The 16,938-nt window shown below is 27.4% G+C and carries 19 protein-coding genes; 8 read left to right on the forward strand and 11 right to left on the reverse strand.

Features of this window, described 5'->3' with window-relative positions; all coding sequences use genetic code 11:
• Positions 1-45 precede the first annotated feature (45 nt).
• The 3 genes from ALEK_RS09465 to ALEK_RS09475 all read right to left on the reverse strand — a co-directional run bounded on the left by ALEK_RS09465 (position 46) and on the right by ALEK_RS09475 (position 1,435).
• Entirely contained in the window at positions 46-363 is a 318-nt protein-coding gene (locus tag ALEK_RS09465) for a hypothetical protein (protein WP_071625405.1), read from the reverse strand.
• A gap of 189 nt (positions 364-552) precedes the next feature.
• Positions 553-1,173 carry an SPOR domain-containing protein gene (locus ALEK_RS09470; protein WP_071625404.1) on the reverse strand — a complete coding sequence of 207 codons (621 nt, stop codon included), beginning with the start codon at positions 1,171-1,173 and terminating at the stop codon, positions 553-555.
• Positions 1,174-1,246: 73 nt separating this feature from the next.
• Entirely contained in the window at positions 1,247-1,435 is a 189-nt protein-coding gene (locus tag ALEK_RS09475) for a tyrosine-type recombinase/integrase (protein ID WP_071625403.1), read from the reverse strand.
• Positions 1,436-1,465: 30 nt separating this feature from the next.
• Between ALEK_RS09475 and ALEK_RS09480 the strand changes: the two genes are divergently transcribed.
• Complete coding sequence (locus ALEK_RS09480; protein ID WP_071625402.1) at positions 1,466-1,666, forward strand: hypothetical protein; 201 nt, start codon at positions 1,466-1,468, stop codon at positions 1,664-1,666.
• Between the two features lie 10 nt (positions 1,667-1,676).
• Here ALEK_RS09480 and ALEK_RS09485 read toward each other — a convergent pair whose 3' ends face one another.
• The gene (locus ALEK_RS09485; RefSeq protein WP_071625401.1) at positions 1,677-2,294 is read right to left on the reverse strand and encodes a hypothetical protein; all 618 of its coding nucleotides are present in this window, start codon (positions 2,292-2,294) and stop codon (positions 1,677-1,679) included.
• A gap of 403 nt (positions 2,295-2,697) precedes the next feature.
• Here ALEK_RS09485 and ALEK_RS09490 point away from each other — a divergent pair, with 403 nt between their 5' ends.
• From ALEK_RS09490 to ALEK_RS09515, 6 genes are all read left to right on the forward strand, one after another.
• A complete protein-coding gene (locus tag ALEK_RS09490) occupies positions 2,698-4,191 on the forward strand; it encodes an ABC transporter substrate-binding protein (RefSeq protein WP_071625400.1) in 1,494 nt (497 codons plus the stop codon).
• Positions 4,185-5,126: an ABC transporter permease gene (locus ALEK_RS09495; RefSeq protein ID WP_071625399.1), complete on the forward strand. Its 942-nt coding sequence runs from the start codon at positions 4,185-4,187 to the stop codon at positions 5,124-5,126. The genes ALEK_RS09490 and ALEK_RS09495 overlap by 7 nt, the downstream gene beginning before the upstream one ends.
• The gene (locus ALEK_RS09500) at positions 5,119-5,913 is read left to right on the forward strand and encodes an ABC transporter permease (RefSeq protein WP_071625398.1); all 795 of its coding nucleotides are present in this window, start codon (positions 5,119-5,121) and stop codon (positions 5,911-5,913) included. Before ALEK_RS09495 ends, ALEK_RS09500 begins: the two co-directional genes overlap by 8 nt.
• Positions 5,906-7,291, forward strand: coding sequence for an ABC transporter ATP-binding protein (locus ALEK_RS09505; protein WP_071625397.1), 1,386 nt, complete (start codon positions 5,906-5,908; stop codon positions 7,289-7,291). The genes ALEK_RS09500 and ALEK_RS09505 overlap by 8 nt, the downstream gene beginning before the upstream one ends.
• Positions 7,288-8,601 (forward strand): MATE family efflux transporter, encoded by a 1,314-nt coding sequence (locus ALEK_RS09510; protein WP_071625396.1) that lies wholly within the window; start codon positions 7,288-7,290, stop codon positions 8,599-8,601. The genes ALEK_RS09505 and ALEK_RS09510 overlap by 4 nt, the downstream gene beginning before the upstream one ends.
• Before the next feature lie 96 nt (positions 8,602-8,697).
• Positions 8,698-9,087 (forward strand): hypothetical protein, encoded by a 390-nt coding sequence (locus ALEK_RS09515; protein WP_071625395.1) that lies wholly within the window; start codon positions 8,698-8,700, stop codon positions 9,085-9,087.
• A gap of 41 nt (positions 9,088-9,128) precedes the next feature.
• On the opposite strand, the gene ALEK_RS09520 is transcribed toward ALEK_RS09515, so the two are convergent.
• The 4 genes from ALEK_RS09520 to ALEK_RS09535 all read right to left on the reverse strand — a co-directional run bounded on the left by ALEK_RS09520 (position 9,129) and on the right by ALEK_RS09535 (position 14,263).
• Positions 9,129-9,515 (reverse strand): PAS domain-containing protein, encoded by a 387-nt coding sequence (locus ALEK_RS09520; protein WP_071625394.1) that lies wholly within the window; start codon positions 9,513-9,515, stop codon positions 9,129-9,131.
• Between the two features lie 8 nt (positions 9,516-9,523).
• Complete coding sequence (locus ALEK_RS09525; RefSeq protein WP_071626114.1) at positions 9,524-12,070, reverse strand: methyl-accepting chemotaxis protein; 2,547 nt, start codon at positions 12,068-12,070, stop codon at positions 9,524-9,526.
• Between the two features lie 132 nt (positions 12,071-12,202).
• Positions 12,203-13,222 carry an aldo/keto reductase gene (locus ALEK_RS09530; RefSeq protein WP_071625393.1) on the reverse strand — a complete coding sequence of 340 codons (1,020 nt, stop codon included), beginning with the start codon at positions 13,220-13,222 and terminating at the stop codon, positions 12,203-12,205.
• Between the two features lie 63 nt (positions 13,223-13,285).
• Positions 13,286-14,263: an SLAC1 anion channel family protein gene (locus ALEK_RS09535; RefSeq protein WP_071625392.1), complete on the reverse strand. Its 978-nt coding sequence runs from the start codon at positions 14,261-14,263 to the stop codon at positions 13,286-13,288.
• A 52-nt stretch (positions 14,264-14,315) separates the two neighbouring features.
• Between ALEK_RS09535 and ALEK_RS09540 the strand changes: the two genes are divergently transcribed.
• The gene (locus ALEK_RS09540; RefSeq protein WP_071625391.1) at positions 14,316-14,528 is read left to right on the forward strand and encodes a malate dehydrogenase; all 213 of its coding nucleotides are present in this window, start codon (positions 14,316-14,318) and stop codon (positions 14,526-14,528) included.
• Between the two features lie 76 nt (positions 14,529-14,604).
• Here the strand turns inward: ALEK_RS09540 and ALEK_RS09545 are convergent, their stop codons facing one another.
• The 3 genes from ALEK_RS09545 to ALEK_RS09555 are packed head-to-tail and all read right to left on the reverse strand — an operon-like array spanning position 14,605 to position 16,803.
• The gene (locus ALEK_RS09545; RefSeq protein ID WP_071625390.1) at positions 14,605-15,267 is read right to left on the reverse strand and encodes a precorrin-2 C(20)-methyltransferase; all 663 of its coding nucleotides are present in this window, start codon (positions 15,265-15,267) and stop codon (positions 14,605-14,607) included.
• Between the two features lie 13 nt (positions 15,268-15,280).
• The gene (locus ALEK_RS09550; protein WP_071625389.1) at positions 15,281-16,123 is read right to left on the reverse strand and encodes a sirohydrochlorin cobaltochelatase; all 843 of its coding nucleotides are present in this window, start codon (positions 16,121-16,123) and stop codon (positions 15,281-15,283) included.
• Positions 16,123-16,803, reverse strand: coding sequence for an energy-coupling factor ABC transporter permease (locus ALEK_RS09555; RefSeq protein ID WP_071625388.1), 681 nt, complete (start codon positions 16,801-16,803; stop codon positions 16,123-16,125). The genes ALEK_RS09550 and ALEK_RS09555 overlap by 1 nt, the downstream gene beginning before the upstream one ends.
• Positions 16,804-16,938 lie beyond the last annotated feature (135 nt).

A 16,938-nucleotide genomic window follows, 5' to 3' on the forward strand; every position in this document is an offset into this window, starting at 1 on the left:
TAGTCTTTTTAAAATTTGATATATTTAAAATGACTAAAATAATGTCTAAACAATACTATTATATTCATTAATTAAACGTTTGTAGTAATCAATAAAAGCAGCACTAGCATTACACTCTTCATTATTAATAAATTGATAACATTTATTTTTATGACTTATAACTATTGTATCGGTGAATATAGATTTAGTTTCATCAAACCATTCTCTATCGCCTAACTCTTCTGCTGTTTCTTTATCATAATTAAATGGTCTATTATAGTTTTCTTTCTTTTCCACAATTTTAAAAATCTTATTTTCTTTTACATAAACCATTGAGTTTAATCTACCACTTTTCCAACATTGTATAATTTCAATTTTTTTCAATTGCTTGTTATTATCAGATATAAAAGTAATTGTTCCACCTTCAGTACTTTCCTCCGAGATATCAACTTTCTTATAATATTTTAATTTCTTTTTTATATTAGTTTCTTTTTTATATTAGTTTCCAACGATAAAATATTAACATTTAAAAGAATTAATATATAACTAATTTTTTTAAAAAAGCTTCTTCTGTCAATCATAAAATAAGTTCTTTCCCAATTTTGTTGATGTCTTTACATATGCATCATCTGATAATTTATTATCTAAAGCATAATTTATACGTATTTTGGCTTCTTTATATGATAGATAACCACCTAAAGTTACAGCATAAAAACCATTATCAGAAAGAAATATAGTTAAAATATATTTCAAACCCTTATTATTTTCTCTTACATATTTTTTTGCATCATTTAGAGATTTAAAAGATATTATTATAGGAAAAGAGTTCCCGATAGATTTCATACTTGAGATAACATCCTTTGCAGATTCAGCAACAATACTATTTTCATTTGTGACTTTTAAAGTAACCTCAGCCAATTTAATTGCCATTTCTCCATCAATAACTTTTAAAATTTGTAATGCTGCAACTTTTTGATTTGGTTCACCACTAGTGATTTTATCTGCAAAAATTTCAATAATTTTTAATTCTCTATCAATTACAGCTTGTTCTTGAAGCTTATTAATTTCAACTTCTCTTAATTCTTTAGTATATTCATTTTGCTGTTTTGTAATTAAATAAGTTCCCACTATACCAACAATTGCAACAACTACAGGAGTGATAAGAACTTCTAAGAGAGTTTTTCTATTTGGCATTTCCTCGTTCCCCTTTTAAAATTAAAAAATAATAAGATTAGATATTTGGTTGATTTTATTAAACCTTTCCGCCTCATCTTCTACTATATAATTTTAGTGTAATTGAAACATCTTTATGCCCTAAAGTTTTATATACCAAAAGAATATCTACTCCATTTTTAATATTTGAGATCATATGTGATGCAAAAGTATGTCTAAGATTATATATACTTCTATCTTTAATACCAATATTATATAATAATTCTCTAAATCTTTTGTTCAAAATATCATGAAAATAAAAAGGTTTTTTAAAATGAAAAATGAAGTTGATAATATAAGAAAAGATACTTATGAAAGTAAATATATAGTAGCTTTAGAAAATGAAGATAAAAGTTTAAAAAATCTAGAATTAATTGATGGTAATTCAAATTATGTATTTTTTATAAATAAAGAAAATAAAAAAATCACTGCAATACCTTATCAAAATGTAAGGTCTATAGAGAAAAAAGAATAATTAACTACTTTTATTTCAATTTATCGATTTCTTCTAAAATTCTTTTCTCTTTTTTTTCTTTTGATTCAAAAAAGTCAAAATAAATTGCAAGTATAAAAAATAATATTAATAAAAAAATTAATAAAAAAGAACCGAATCTAAAAACAATATATAACTCTTCACTTAATCCAACATATTTTGCTGTATTTTCTTTTGAAACAATTCTTAACTTATCAAAATCATAATCACTTAAATAACGTCCTTCTAAATTAACAATAGAAAAATCAAATTTTTCTGAAGGTCTTAATTTATTAAGATAGACAATTGAATATCCACCTTTATTTTTTAATTTATAAGGCATATTAGAATTAATTTTAACTTTTTCCTCATTCACATTATTAGGTAAATAAAACTCTATATCATTTTCAACTATATTGCCCTCATTAATTAAAATAATTTGATATGCATTTATATCCTTAATACCATTTGCATCATCAATTCTTATTGGACCTTTGTATGTATATTCTAAAGAAGAACTATTTTTAAAATAATCAAAAAGAAGTGGAAATACTGCTGCTAAAAGAGGAATAAAAACACCAATTAAAATCCAAAAAACTGGATTTTGTTTATTTTTATTTATTTCATCCAAAAAATACCCTTATATAAATATGTTTTTTAATTATTTAAAATTTTAGATTAATGCCCAAAATCATGCCCACAAACTTTTAGTATTGTTAAATAAAAGAATAACCTATACGTATAAAAAAGCTTAAAATATTGATTTTAAAGAAAATACAAGAAATAAGGTATTCTCATAGTAGACTCTTACTTTCATTATTAACCTTTTTATAAATCCTATAACAACTTTTTAATCTAGAACTATAATTAATTTTATGATGGATTATACATAAAAGAAGCATATTCACATATAAAATATGACATAAACTATTATTATATTTTATATTATTCACCAATGCGACTAAGTTGCATGAAAGCTTCACTATTGTATAAATCACAAATAATACAACTAAGTTGCAATAAAAAGGAATAAAATGAGAGTTAATATTTTTTTTAAATTTATATTTTTAACTGCCTTAGCATTAACAATAAATGCTAAAGAGTTGAAAATTGTTGGTGCATGGAAAATAACAGGAATGGAACCTGCACAGTCTGGGTATATTTTTTCAAGAACACAAGTTGCTGAAACATTAATGACAGTTGATAAAACAGGAAAAGTAATACCTTCACTTGCAAAAAAAATTGAAGTATCTAAAGATGGTTTAACGTGGGATATTACATTAAGAGAAAAGGTAAAGTTTCATGATGGAAGTTCATTAAATGCTAATATAGTAGTATCTAATTTAAATAGAGAAGTTGTACTAACAAAAAGTGTATTAAGAAAAGTTCCACTAAAAAGTATTGAAGCAATAGATAACAAAGTGCAAATTAAACTAAACTCACAATTTAGTCCTCTACCTGCTTATCTGGCTCACTATAGTACAATTATCTTATCAAAAAACTCATTTGATACAAATGGAAAAACTACAAAAATCATAGGAACAGGTGCTTATAAAATAAAATCAATTAGTGTTCCATCTTCAGTAAAATTAACAAAAAATGAAAACTGGTGGAATGGAGAAGCAAATATCAAAGATATTAGTTATTTAGCAGTACCAAAGGGTGAATCAAGAACTCTTATGGTTAAAAGTGGAGAAGCAAATATTGCATACAATATTATGCCAATTTCTGCTAAAACTCTAAAGAGAAACCCTAATTTAAACACTACTGTTGTTGCAATTCCAAGAACAAGTATGTTAAAAGTAAACGCTGCATCACCATACTTAAATAACAAAAATTTAAGAGAAGCTATTAGTTTATCTATCAATAGAAAGGGTATTGCAAAAGCACTTTTACACAATGAAACTTTAGCTGCAACACAAATGTTTCCATCAGGAGTAAATGGATGGCACAATACTTCAATAAAGCAATTAACTTACGATATTGAAAAAGCTAAAGCACTTCTAGAAAAAGAAGGATGGAAAGTTGGTAAAGATGGTTATAGATATAAAAATGGAAAAAAACTTGAAATAACTTTAGATACTTATGCAAGTAGATCTCTAAATCATATTGCAACAGCGATAAAAGCACAGCTTAAAAAATCTGGTATTTACTTAAAAGTTATTATTGGAGATTACACAGAAATTGTAAATAAGCATAAAGATAATACTTTAGAATTAGGACTAATTTCAAGAAACTTTTCTCTAGTACCAAATCCTCTTGGAACTCTATTATCAGACTACTCAAAAGGTGGTGCAACATGGGGTGCAATGAATTGGGATAATCCTAGTATGTTTAAATACTTAGATGAATTAAAAAAAGGTGGACAATTAGACATTAGAGATAAGATAACAGAACTTCTACAAAATGAATTACCTACTATTCCAGTTGTATATTCTGAACTAATTGTAGTTTCAAATAAAAAACTAAAAAACTTCTATGTTGATCCATATGAATTAAACTATTTTCTATCAGAAATTAAATGGTAAAAACTCTCTCTTTACGAATAGTACAAGCTTTAGCTCTTGCACTATTCGTACATACTATCTGTTTTATAATGATGCAAATGTTACCAGGTGACCAAGCAACACAAATTGCTGCAGGTCGCTATGGTGCTGATAGTCTAAGTATTGATATTGCAGAAAGTGTATCAATTGAATTAGGACTTGATAAACCAATAATTGAGCAATATTGGAATTCACTTTATCATCTATTAACTTTAAATCTTGGACATTCTTTAATAAGTGGAGAAAAAGTAATTGATGCAATAACAGTTCAACTGGGATATTCTATATATCTAACTGCTATTGCTTTTTGTTTAAGCTTAATAATAGCCTTCCCTATAGGTGTTTTTACTGGATTAAATGCTCATTCTAAAGCTGATAAACTTGGTTTATTATTTTCTGTTTTTCTAAAAGCAATTCCACCATTTGTTCTAGGAATTATACTTATACTTATACTTAGCATACAATTTACACTTTTGCCACCTGCGGGATATGAAGATTTTACTTATATGATTTTGCCAGCATTGACTTTGGCTTTAGGTCTTAGTGCAGTATCAAGTCGTGTAATTAGAGAATCAATGAGTGATGTAGCACAATCAAGTTATTTTAAATATGCAAAATATAAAGGATTAAGTAATAGAGTTATGATTAAACAACATGGCATAAAAAATACATCTATTCCTATTCTTGCTTTTTTAGCCTTACAGTCTATTTATTTAATTGATGGAGTTGTAGTTGTAGAAGCCATCTTTGCATTTCCAGGTATTGGTCAAGCTTTAGTAGAAGCAATATTTAGTAGAGATGTTCCCATGATACAAGGAACAGTTCTAGTTTTAGGATTATTATTTGTATTAATAAATCTTTTTATTGATATTATTTCACAATATTTAGACCCAAGGTTAAAATCAAAAAATGCATAAAATCACTAATCTAAAATATCTTGGAATTATAATACTAAGTTTATTACTTCTATTTGCTTTTATTACACCCTTAATAAGTAATATTGATCCTAATGAACAAGACTTAATGAATTCACTAGTAGGTATATCATCTCAATACTTTTTTGGAACAGATCAGTTTGGTAGAGATATGTTTATAAGACTTGCCTATGCAACACAACTTTCCGTATCATTAGCTTTTTTTATTACACTTAGTTCTATAATTCCTGGAATATTATTAGGAGTACTTGCAGCATATAAAAGTGGAATAATAGAAAAATCCTTAACATTATTCTCTGATATGATTTTAGCATTACCTGGATTATTACTTATTCTATTAGTTATCTCTTTTTCTCCAGGAAATACTATTCTTTTACATCTTGCTCTTTCACTAACATTATGGGTTGAGTTTTATAAAGTTAGTCGGGCAAAAACTAAAACAATTTTAATTCAACCATATATTGAAGCTACTAAGTTATTAGGCTTTTCATCTTTTTATATCTTACGAAAAGAGATTATTCCTGGACTTTATGGAATAATGATTACTTTATCAACTTTTACCATGAGTACTGCAATTATATCTTTATCAACACTAAGTGCTCTAGGGGTTGGAGTACAACCACCAACTTCTGAACTTGGTAATATGATAGTTGATTTTCTTCCATATTTTGATGACAGACCATTATTAATTGCCTTACCCACGATAATTATCTTTTTATTAGTTTTATCATTACAATTAATTACAAATAAAGGTAATAAAAATGTTTAGTAAACTAAAAATAATTAATTTATCTATTTTTACAGATAATAAAATATTACTAGAAAATATAAATCTAGTTATTAAACAAGGTGAACCACTTGTGCTTTTAGGAGAATCAGGTTCAGGAAAATCTTTAATTATTGATGCTGTAATGGGTAGTTTAGATAGTAAATTAAATCTTAAAGGAGAAATCTACTTAGATGATTTAGATTTATTACGTTTATCAAATAAGCAAAGAAGAGCTTTATGGGGTAAAAAAATTGCCTTATTACCACAAGAACCTTCACGTGCACTTGATCCTACAATGAAAATTGTAAATCAAGTTAGTGAAGTACATCAATATATTCATAAAAGAGGTAAGAAAAAGAGCTATAAACACAGTTTAAAGGATTTAAAAGATGTATCATTAGATAGTTTTGAAGACTCATATCCTTTTGAATTATCAGGTGGAATGTGTCAACGGCTAACCATTGCTATTACTCATGCTTCTAATGCACAAGTTTTATTAGCCGATGAACCAACAAAAGGTCTAGACCAGGCACTTTGTAAAAATGTTGCAAAAAGATTAAATAAAGAAATTAATGACAATCGTTTACTTCTTGTTGTTACACATGATATAGAAGTTGCAAAATATATTAAAGGTACTTTAGGTGTAATTGTAGATGGTAAATTAGTAGAATATAATACACATAAAAATATTTTTACAAGTCCTCAACACCCCTATACTAAAAAACTTCTACAAAGTGATAGTTCAAACTGGGAAATTGAAAAAGCAAAAGAATCTAATCAAATTCTTATTGAAGCAAAAAATATTTCTAAAATTTATGGGGAAAATAAACTTTACGAGAACCTAAATATCACTTTAAAAAAAGGTGAGATAACATCAATAGTTGGAAAAAGTGGTTGTGGGAAAAGTACACTAGGAGATATTTTGCTTGGCATTAAAAAACCAACAAAGGGTAAAGTTATAACTTCAATTCTTAGTCCAATTCAACTTCAGAAAATCTATCAAGACCCACCTAGTGTATTCTTACCACACCAAACTTTATTAGAAGGCTTTGAAGATCTTATTAAACTTCATAAACTTTGTATGCATATGTTATATGATTGGTTTAATAAAATGAAACTAGATAGAGAACTTTTAAATAGAAAACCATCAGAAGTATCTGGTGGACAATTACAACGTATGGCAATAATCAGAGTACTTCTTTTAAAGCCATCTATTATTTTTGCAGATGAAATCACGTCAAGGTTAGATCCAATTACACAGCAAGCAATCATTTATTTATTAGTAGATATAGTTAAAAAAGAGCAGTTATCACTACTTTTAATAACACATGATTTACAAATAGCACAAAAAATATCAAATAAAATTATACAATTATGACAAGTACTAAACTAAGCTATAGAGAATACCTTACTCTTGCAATTCCTTTTGTAATTTCAACAGTTACTCAACCACTTTTAGGTGCTGTAGATACTGCTGTTTTAGGAAGATTAGATGATTCATCTTTTATGGGTGGTGTTGCTATTGGTGCAGTTATATTTAATACTCTATATTGGCTTTTAGGTTTTTTAAGAGTTAGTACATCAGGATTTGCTGCACAATCACTTGGTACCTTAAGTGATAAAGATTCACTTTATGCTTTTTTACGCCCTGCCATTATTGCTTTTATTTTAGGCTTAGCTTTTATTGTACTACAAAACCCTATTAAAATTGGAGCTGAATCTATTTTTGGTATAGATTCAAATGTATGGGAATCAACAATTGTATATTATGATATATTAATTTGGGGAGCTCCACTTGTATTAATTTCCTATGTTAATCTTGGCTGGTTAATGGGAAGAAAACTTATAAAAGAAACTCTATATCTACAAGTCTCTATGAATGTAATAAATATTGTTCTTGATATAGTATTTGTATTGTATTTTGAAATGGGTGTTTATGGTGTTGCTTATGCTACACTTTTTTCTCAAGCCTTTGGCTTTTTTGTAGGAGTATATTTAATAACTAGGCAAATTTCAGTAAATAAAATTTTCCATATTTATAGTGATCTTTTTGAAAAAGAGGTTTTTTCTAAAATTATGGGAGTAAATACAGATTTTCTTATTCGAACAATTTGTTTACTTATTATGACTAATATGTTTATTGCAAAAGGAAGTTCATTTGGTAAAGAAGTACTTGCAGCAAATGCTGTTTTATTTCAACTACAATATATCATAGCCTATTTATATGATGGGTTTGCAAATGCTTCAAGTGTGTATACAGGAAAAGCTATAGGAGAAAAAAATCTTGATGCGTATAAAAGAATCATAAAAGTATCAAATATTTCTACAATATATCTTAATATAATTTGTGTTGTAATTATAGCAATATTTTCAAATGAATTAATTCTACTTTTTACTAATATAAAAAATGTAATAGATATTGCACAAGACCATAGTTTCTGGCTAATTTTATTTCCTATTGTAATAGGACATGGACTTACCTATGCAGGACTTTACAATGGAGCTACATTCACAGCCCCAGTAAGAGATTCTATGATTTTAGCTTTAATTGTTTTTCTTGTAGCTTATAGTTTTTTAATACCAATTTATGGAAATCATGGGTTATGGCTTGCCTTTATACTCTTTAGTTTAGCTAGAACTATAATGTTTTTTATTTATCTAAAGAAAATGCAGAGGTGCCTTTTTTAGTTCACAGAATTTCTATTATTTAGACACTTCTTAAATTTAAAAGTAAAATATGCTAAAATCAATTTTTAAAATTATATATATTTAAAGGTATTTTTTGTGTCAATATTTGCTTTACAATCTTTAGCTGGTGGATTCCTAGATGAGGATTTACAAAATTTTAATAAATATTTTGATGATTGGTGTATTCACTTTGAGACTTATGAAGAAGCTGCTGATATTGCAGAAACTCTTGAAAATGAGGAAGCTATTGATATTGTGGAAATAACTCCATTGAGTTACCCAAAGTATTTTTTCCCTGCTTTACAAGGTACTATTTATACAACACGTCAAATAGAAGATAAAATTATATGTGTGGTAGAGCCAGTTATGGGTGCTAGTTTTAGAATTGCAATATGTAATTTAAAAACAAAAAGAGTAAGACTTACAAACACACGTTATAAAAGTATTCCAAACGTAGAAGGTGCTTTTTCTAGCTTTGGAGAGTAGTCTAAATTTATTAAAATAAACCAAGAGTTTTAACTCTTAGTTTATCTCATACTTTTATATCTTTTTTCTATTTCACTAATATCATTTTGTCTTGGTTTTCTTCTACAAGACATATAACATAGCTCACCTTTTTCATTTTTGTATGGATATACTGTTGCGTATACCCAATAAAAACTTCCTGATTTAGATTTGTTTTTTACAAAACCTTGCCAAACTTTATCATCTTTTACAGTATTCCATAGATCATCAAAAGCAGCTTTTGGCATATCATCATGTCTTACTATATTGTGAGGCATTCCAACTAACTCTTCTAGTTTATACTCAGCAACGTTACAAAATTCATCGTTTGCATATGTAATGATTCCTTTAGCATCTGTTTCACTAACTAAAAAGGCATTATCATTTAATATTTTTTCTCTGTAATTCATTATTTTTCCTATTTATTACAATTAATTTCTCTAATTTTGTTTAATAAATCAAACACTATATCAATATTTTTCTCTATGTTTTCTGTAACAGCAAAAAGCTGTCCATTTTCATAATCATCTGCATATAAATCTACTGTATCTTGTACCATACAGTGAACTTTTTTATGTGCGATTTTTAATTGTGTCCACTCAGCTGATTGTGCAAACTCTGAATCCTCATTTGCATCAATCCACTTACCTAAGTTACACTCATGATCATTTTTAACAGTAAATCTAAAACCTTGTTTACATTGAGCGAAATTTGTATTTTTAAATACAATATGATCTGATTTTAATTTATTTAAATCAAAAATCATATCAGTATTACAGATTCTCTTTTTTGCATCCATATCAAAACTTGTTTTATTTACAGCAGATTGTAATTGTTGCGCTAAACCTGTAGTTGTTTGAGCCATAGTACTAATATTTGATGCTAATGAAGCATTTTGTTGTGTAGCTTGGTCAAGTGAGTTTACTGTATCTGTAATTTGGCTCATTGCTTGTTGTTGTTCTTTTGATGCATTTGCAACATCTTCAATAAGACCAATGGTAGTACTGATATTTTCATTTAGTTCATTATAACCGTCAATCATTTCAGTTGTAATTTCTTTACCAGTTTTAGCTTTTGAAGTAGCACTTTCTACTAAATCTTTAATCTCTTTAGCAGCTTCTGCACTTCTTGATGCAAGATTTCGAACTTCCGCAGCAACTACTGCAAATCCCTTACCAGCTTCTCCAGCAGTTGCCGCTTCTACAGCTGCATTTAGTGAAAGAATATTTGTTTGGAAGGCTATCTGATCAATAACAGAAATAGCTTCATGAATTGCATTTACTTCTTCCCCTAACTCTTCCATAGATTCAGATGTTCTTGAAGCTAATGCTTTTCCTGAGTTATTTGACTTTGTAACATTCTGAGCATAAGTAGACATTTGCATTGCAGTTTCACTACTTTTGTTAATAGTTGCAGAAATCTCTTCAATAGCAGCAGCTGTCTGCTCTAGCGATGCAGCTTGTGCATTTGATGAATCACTTAATTTAATAGAAGCATTAGATAATTCCCCTGCACTATTAGTTAATTTGTTATTAGATTCATCAATTAAACACATTACTTCATTAATAGTAGATTGAGTTACTTTTGTTCCACTCATTAGTGAAGCTACAATACCTGTAAGTCCCTCGATATGTGGAACTTTATGATCATATTTTGCATTTGATAATGCTACTAATGTATCTGATAGAATCAATAAATTTTTATGCATTGTTTTAATCATATTATTAATCTCACTAACTAAAGAATCAACCTCTGATGAATGAGCTTTATTTTTGATAGTATCATTTAATAAACCAGCATTTACTTTTTCAATTATTCCTTTTGCTTCTGAAATCACTTCTCTATCTTGATTTACACCTTTCTCAATAGAGTCTAAATACTCATTGAAAGATTTTACTAAATCCCCTATTTCGTCTTGTGAAGTAATTTCAAGTCTTTGAGAATCAGAACTACTATTTTTTGAAATATTATTAATAGAATCTTTTAGATTAAAAATAGGTGCTAGAATATTTTTTTTCATATTGATTAAAGAAACTATCATACTTAATAATAATGCAACAACAAGAATAATCAATGCCGTCCAAATAATAGATGAAGTATGATCAACTGCAATCATTACCTTTTCAAGTGGTCTTGCACTTAATGCAATTCCTAATTTTTTACCATTAAAATCTTTTACATCAATGTATGAATAAAAGTACTTATCACTAATAAGATACCCCTCTTTCATTAAAACATTAAAATCAATAGTTTTACTATCTTGAACTAAATCATTATTAATAAACTTTTGAGAAATTACATAGTTTTGTAATCTTTTATTATCATTAATATTAGAAATAGATACAGATGAGTTCATTAATAATAAAAAAGCATCACCAGTTTTATCAAAAGACTTTGCAACAGAATTAATTCCTTGCATAAACTCTAATGAACCTAAATGAGTATTAGATATAGAATCGAAGATTGCAACAACAGCTCGGATGCTTAAACCAGCTTTTCCAACTTCAAAAGTATTAACAGCAATATTATTAGTACTTACTTTTAATACACTTTTTCTAAATGATTTTAAATCATCACCAAATTTTTCAGGTTTCCATGATCTTAAAAAAGATTTTGTATCTTTAGTATGAATATGTACTTTGATATTCTTAAAAGGCGTAGATTTTTTCATATTAATAGATAAACTTGAAAGTGCTTCTTTTGCAAGATTTCTATTATTTTCTTTTAATGCCTCTTGAATTTTAGCGTCATTTGATATTGATATTGCGTTTGAAATACCAACATCAAATTTTGATTTTATCTTTAAATCAGACAGATTATTCAACTCATTTTTTACCCCTGTGTAAACTTCTAAAGTTAAATCATTTTTATACTTGTTTAGTATTAAATAGCCAATAATTAGCATTAATACCGTTACAATCGTAGCAATAAGTGAAAACTTCTTTGCAATACTTAAATTCCCCATAACAACTCCCATTAAAAAAACTTATGTATTCTACAAAGTTATTTATTAATAATTCTTATTTTAAAGATTATTAAAGTGGGAATTTAATTATTTTTTGAAATTTCGTTATTTTTTTGGGAATAAAAAGATGTTTTATCCCATAGGATATAAAATATCTTTTTGAATTTCTTCTATTTTTTTCATTAATTCATCATCAATTTTAAAATCAAATGCAGCTAAAGACTCATCTAATTGTCCTAATTCTCTAGCACCAATAATAGTAGATGCTACAAAATAAAAATGTTTAGAGTAAGCAACTGCAAGAGTTACAGGAGAGATTCCATACTCTTTAGCTAATACCATATATCTTTTAGTAGCTTCTATAGTTTTATCATTTACAAATCTATGTGCCATGGCTTGGACTCTTGGATTCTTATTTGTAATATAAGAAGTGAATCTACAATTTTCAGGATATAGTCCATTATTATATTTACCAGATAAAACTCCTCCTGCAATTGGAGAGTAAGGTAAAAGTGAGATGTTCTCTTTTTCACAAACATTTGCAAGTTCATCATGAAATCTTGGGTTTAATAAAGAGAAGTTATTTTGAATAGATTCAAATCTAGCTAAATTATTATATTTTGAAACTTCATTTGCTTTTGTAAGTCCATAAGCAGAATCATTTGAAGTACCTAAGTATCTTACTTTTCCTTCTTTGATAAGCTCATCAAAAGCTTTCATGCTCTCTTCAATAGGTACAACAGCATCAGGCCAATGCATTTGATAAAGATCAATATAATCAGTTTTTAATTTTTTTAGACTTCCTTCTACTGCTTTTTTAATATGAAAAGAATCTATAGCAGTAAGACCATGCCTAATAGGTGGAACAAACCATCCAGAAGCAGCTCCTGCAACTTTTGTAGCAAGTATAATAGAATCTCTATCTTTAGTTTGTAACCAATCCCCTACCCAGTCTTCTGTAATACCTGCTGTATTAGCTTTTGGAGGAACTGGATAAAGCTCAGCTGTATCAAAAAAGTTTATTCCTCTATCATAAGCTTTATCCATTATTCTAAATGCTTCTTCTTTAGATGTACTAGAACCAAAAGTCATCGTTCCCATACAAATAGAAGATACTCTTAATCCACTTTTTCCTATATATCTAAAATCCATAATAACACCTTACATAATTTATTTGTTTTATTTAAGTGAAGATTTTAACATATTAAATATATATTATTCCATTATACATATCTCTTTTTTACGCATATGAGAAATAGTTTCTTTAGCTACTAATAAAACAATCACAGATGATAAAACTAAGAAAATATAAGCTAATACATAATAGAAAAAATATTGAGATAATTCATACATTAACAAAGTAGCTAAAGTAATAGCAGCCATTGGAAAAGTAAAAGCCCACCAAGAAATAAAGAATTTAATATTTATATAGTTCTTATACATAACAAAAACTAAAATAGTAAAAAACAATCCCAAACTATAAAGAATATGAGCAAAAAAATCCACATGACCAATTAATTTAATATAAGAGATAAATCCAATAGAAGGTGGTGCAATTAATATAAATAGTGTAGGCATAAACTTTGGTGCAAACTGTTTATGAAAAATGATTCTATTTAAAATTATAGAGAATAATATAATCCAAAAGAAAATACCAATAGAGAAATAAAAATATAAAACATGTTCATTTATAAAACCCTTTCCTGCAATAGGAACAATCAAGTTTCCAACAATTGGAATAAACCAAGCAGGGTTTGAGTGTACAACTTCTAGGGAGTTATTAATCCAAAATCTTATTGTATAAAAAGTAAAAAAGATATGTAGCATTGCCCCACATATAAATAAAACATATGAAAGAGTTTCATAATCATGTCTATGAAACATTGATAATAATAAAGTTGATATTGAAATTGCTGCAAAGAAATTTACTCTTATTGGATGAGTGAACTCACCTTTTACTTCTTTATTATGTTTTATGATTTTTATTATATATGTTACTAATATAAGTAAAAACAACATACTTGAAAAGCCACCTAGAATATAGCCTATAAATGATGGTAAGTATAGTATATGTTCTGCTTTTTGAAAAGCCAAAGCCAAACCGGTTAATCCCATAACAATTGCAAACATCATTACAGGAAAGTTCTGTAATCTATTTGATTCTATTTTTATAATATTTTCGTTTTCATTCATTTATTAAATCCTATTAAGAATAAATTATTATAATTAGCAAAAAAGGTTTTAAATGGCAAAAAAGAAGCAATCATTAGTAGATTTAAGAAAAATGAATCTTTCTTTTGAAGAAAAAAATCAAATAATAAAATTAATAAATCTTAAAACAAAAACATTGACTTTAGATACAGAGATTTATGAAAATGACCAATTTATCGCTAAAAGAGAGATGGTTTATGCTCATTTACCTAAAAAACTAAAAGCACAATTAAACAGTTTTTTTTAATTATCAGTATAATTATAACTTATTATTATTAAAGAAAGTTTCATTTGATATAAGTAAAACTTATATCAAATAAATATTATTGAACAAAGTCAATAAAAAGAGTCATGTATTTATCTACTTGTTCTTTCTTTTGAAGATGAATATTTTCACCTTCATAATTAAGATTTTCGAAAGTATAAATATCACCTTTTGAAGGTATTAAGTTTGTTTGCATTCCAATTTTTGGTCGCATATAAACAGTTGTATTTGGTACGTTTTCTTTATGTAAAGGAACAATACTAAATGAACCATCTCCAACACATAGAGGTTTTTTTACCTTTGCAGATGCATGTGAGAAAGAAGTAACACCAGGTATTACTTCTGATTTTTCATATATTAATTCATTTTGTTCTTTTATTAAATCAAGTAGATAATAAACCGTACTATATACAGCACTATCTCCTAATGTAACAAAAGACAAAGTTTCGTATTCACCAAATGATTCATAAATCTTGTCAACTTGTGCTTGCCAATCTTCCGTTTTGAAATTCATTGGTGTATACATTGGAATTACTGGTTTATCAAAACCAAACTCTTCCATTAATTTACTTACAATTTTAAAAGTCATAGACTTTTTAAAACTATGGTCAGGGCTTTTGGTAGGAATACAAATAGCATCAGAGTTTTTTAATGCTCTTAATGCTTTTACTGTAATTAATTCAAAATCTCCAGGACCAAGTGATACCATATATAATTTCATCTATCACCCTATCTTAGTAAGTAAACTGTTTATGTTTAATTCCCATCATTTTAAATGAGTCTTCAATCTCTTTTAAAATAATAGTTTGAGTCTTTTCAAGTTCAATAAGATTAAATGTATCACCTTTTGATAAAGATGAAGCAATAGTCGAATCAAATGTATCACTTAAATCGTCTCTGATTTCGTGCATATCTTTCATATAGTGATTACCACTAACTAAAAGCATTGGAATAACTTGTACTTTTTTAACTCCAGCTTTTTTCATCTTAAGTTTTAAAGCATCACTAATTTCATTATAAGGCATAGCACCCTCTAATGAACAAGTAAAGTTAGATTCACTAATCATTTCTAAAAATGAAGCAGCATAATTAATAGAATCAATTCCACTAGTATCAAGTCTAGGTGTTCCATGAATTACATACAAGTTTGCAGTATCTTCTTGTGTAACTTTTTCATTTAGATCTTTTAAAAAGTTTGATGTCTCTTTTGTTTTAGTTAAAAGAGCATTAGTACATTTTATATTAGCTAATGAAAAATGTTTGAATCCATCTACAATTTTTTTAAGAACTTCATGTTCATCTGTTGGATATATATTAATTGAAGCTACTACAACGTGTTTAAATCCAAGCATATCAACATCAGAGAGAGTTTGTGGCAAGTTTTTATACTCTTCCTTTTTCTCTTTCTTAAGCATTTTGATTACCATTCTAGATGAAAATGAAACAAAAACTTCACAATCTGGAAATTTATCTTCAACAACATCTTTTAAATCAAGATATTTTTGTTGCTCTATTACTGAACCAAAACAAGCAAGGACAATAGCCCTTTTCTTGTTATAGTGTCTATATCTTTTCATTACGCAGCTGGATTATATAATCTGTTATTTACAAAAGGACTATTTTGTAAAGAAGCTAATGTTTTTGCACCGGCAAGTACAGCTAAATCAACTAATGGCTCAAGTAAAATAACACTCATATAAGCAGCACCAAAAGAGAATACAGAAGTTAAGTTTTCAGCACCAAAACCTTGACCGTATAATGCCCAGAATGCAACCCATGTAACAATACCACCTTGGTAAACTACAGATAATTTTAATGCATCAGTATATTTAATATCTTTGTATGCAATATTTTGAGGAATGATTTTATTCGCTAAGTAAGACATTGCAAATAAAGGCATTAATAAAGTAGTTACATTAGCTCCATATTGTGGTAAATCAAATGGTGCAAAGAATAATCCTTGGATTAATAAACCAAATGCTAAACCAAATGCAGCAGCACCAGCTCCAAGTACTAAGAAAAGAGTTGAACCTAAAATTAAATGAACCTCAGAAACTCCTACAGCTTGGTGTGGGAATACTTCAAAGAACATAAATACTAAGATAGTAGCCATAACTGTTTTTGCAACAGTAGGAACTAATCCAGATTTTTTAATACTGTCAATTGCTAATTTACCAGCAATACCAAATGAAACTGCAGCAGTTCCATAACTTAAAACCATTTTCGCACCGTGTACGATTCCTTCTTCTATATGCATAGAAAATCCTTATGTTTTAGTTTAAAATAATAAAAAAGTTTAATTAATTTGTTTATTAATAATTAATTACAATAATTGTGTGATTGTGTTAAAAAAAGTGTTTATTTGATAATAATTGGGGGATCAAGCGAGCTT

Source organism: Poseidonibacter lekithochrous (assembly GCF_013283835.1).
Taxonomy (GTDB): domain Bacteria; phylum Campylobacterota; class Campylobacteria; order Campylobacterales; family Arcobacteraceae; genus Poseidonibacter; species Poseidonibacter lekithochrous.

Coding starts and splice junctions, on each gene's coding strand:
- ALEK_RS09470 (WP_071625404.1), bottom strand. CDS start 1,173: ATGCCAAATAGAAAAACTCTCTTAGAAGTTCTTATCACTCCTGTAGTT.
- ALEK_RS09480 (WP_071625402.1), top strand. CDS start 1,466: ATGAAAAATGAAGTTGATAATATAAGAAAAGATACTTATGAAAGTAAA.
- ALEK_RS09490 (WP_071625400.1), top strand. CDS start 2,698: ATGAGAGTTAATATTTTTTTTAAATTTATATTTTTAACTGCCTTAGCA.
- ALEK_RS09495 (WP_071625399.1), top strand. CDS start 4,185: ATGGTAAAAACTCTCTCTTTACGAATAGTACAAGCTTTAGCTCTTGCA.
- ALEK_RS09500 (WP_071625398.1), top strand. CDS start 5,119: ATGCATAAAATCACTAATCTAAAATATCTTGGAATTATAATACTAAGT.
- ALEK_RS09505 (WP_071625397.1), top strand. CDS start 5,906: ATGTTTAGTAAACTAAAAATAATTAATTTATCTATTTTTACAGATAAT.
- ALEK_RS09510 (WP_071625396.1), top strand. CDS start 7,288: ATGACAAGTACTAAACTAAGCTATAGAGAATACCTTACTCTTGCAATT.
- ALEK_RS09520 (WP_071625394.1), bottom strand. CDS start 9,515: ATGAATTACAGAGAAAAAATATTAAATGATAATGCCTTTTTAGTTAGT.
- ALEK_RS09525 (WP_071626114.1), bottom strand. CDS start 12,070: ATGGGGAATTTAAGTATTGCAAAGAAGTTTTCACTTATTGCTACGATT.
- ALEK_RS09530 (WP_071625393.1), bottom strand. CDS start 13,222: ATGGATTTTAGATATATAGGAAAAAGTGGATTAAGAGTATCTTCTATT.
- ALEK_RS09535 (WP_071625392.1), bottom strand. CDS start 14,263: ATGAATGAAAACGAAAATATTATAAAAATAGAATCAAATAGATTACAG.
- ALEK_RS09540 (WP_071625391.1), top strand. CDS start 14,316: ATGGCAAAAAAGAAGCAATCATTAGTAGATTTAAGAAAAATGAATCTT.
- ALEK_RS09545 (WP_071625390.1), bottom strand. CDS start 15,267: ATGAAATTATATATGGTATCACTTGGTCCTGGAGATTTTGAATTAATT.
- ALEK_RS09550 (WP_071625389.1), bottom strand. CDS start 16,123: ATGAAAAGATATAGACACTATAACAAGAAAAGGGCTATTGTCCTTGCT.
- ALEK_RS09555 (WP_071625388.1), bottom strand. CDS start 16,803: ATGCATATAGAAGAAGGAATCGTACACGGTGCGAAAATGGTTTTAAGT.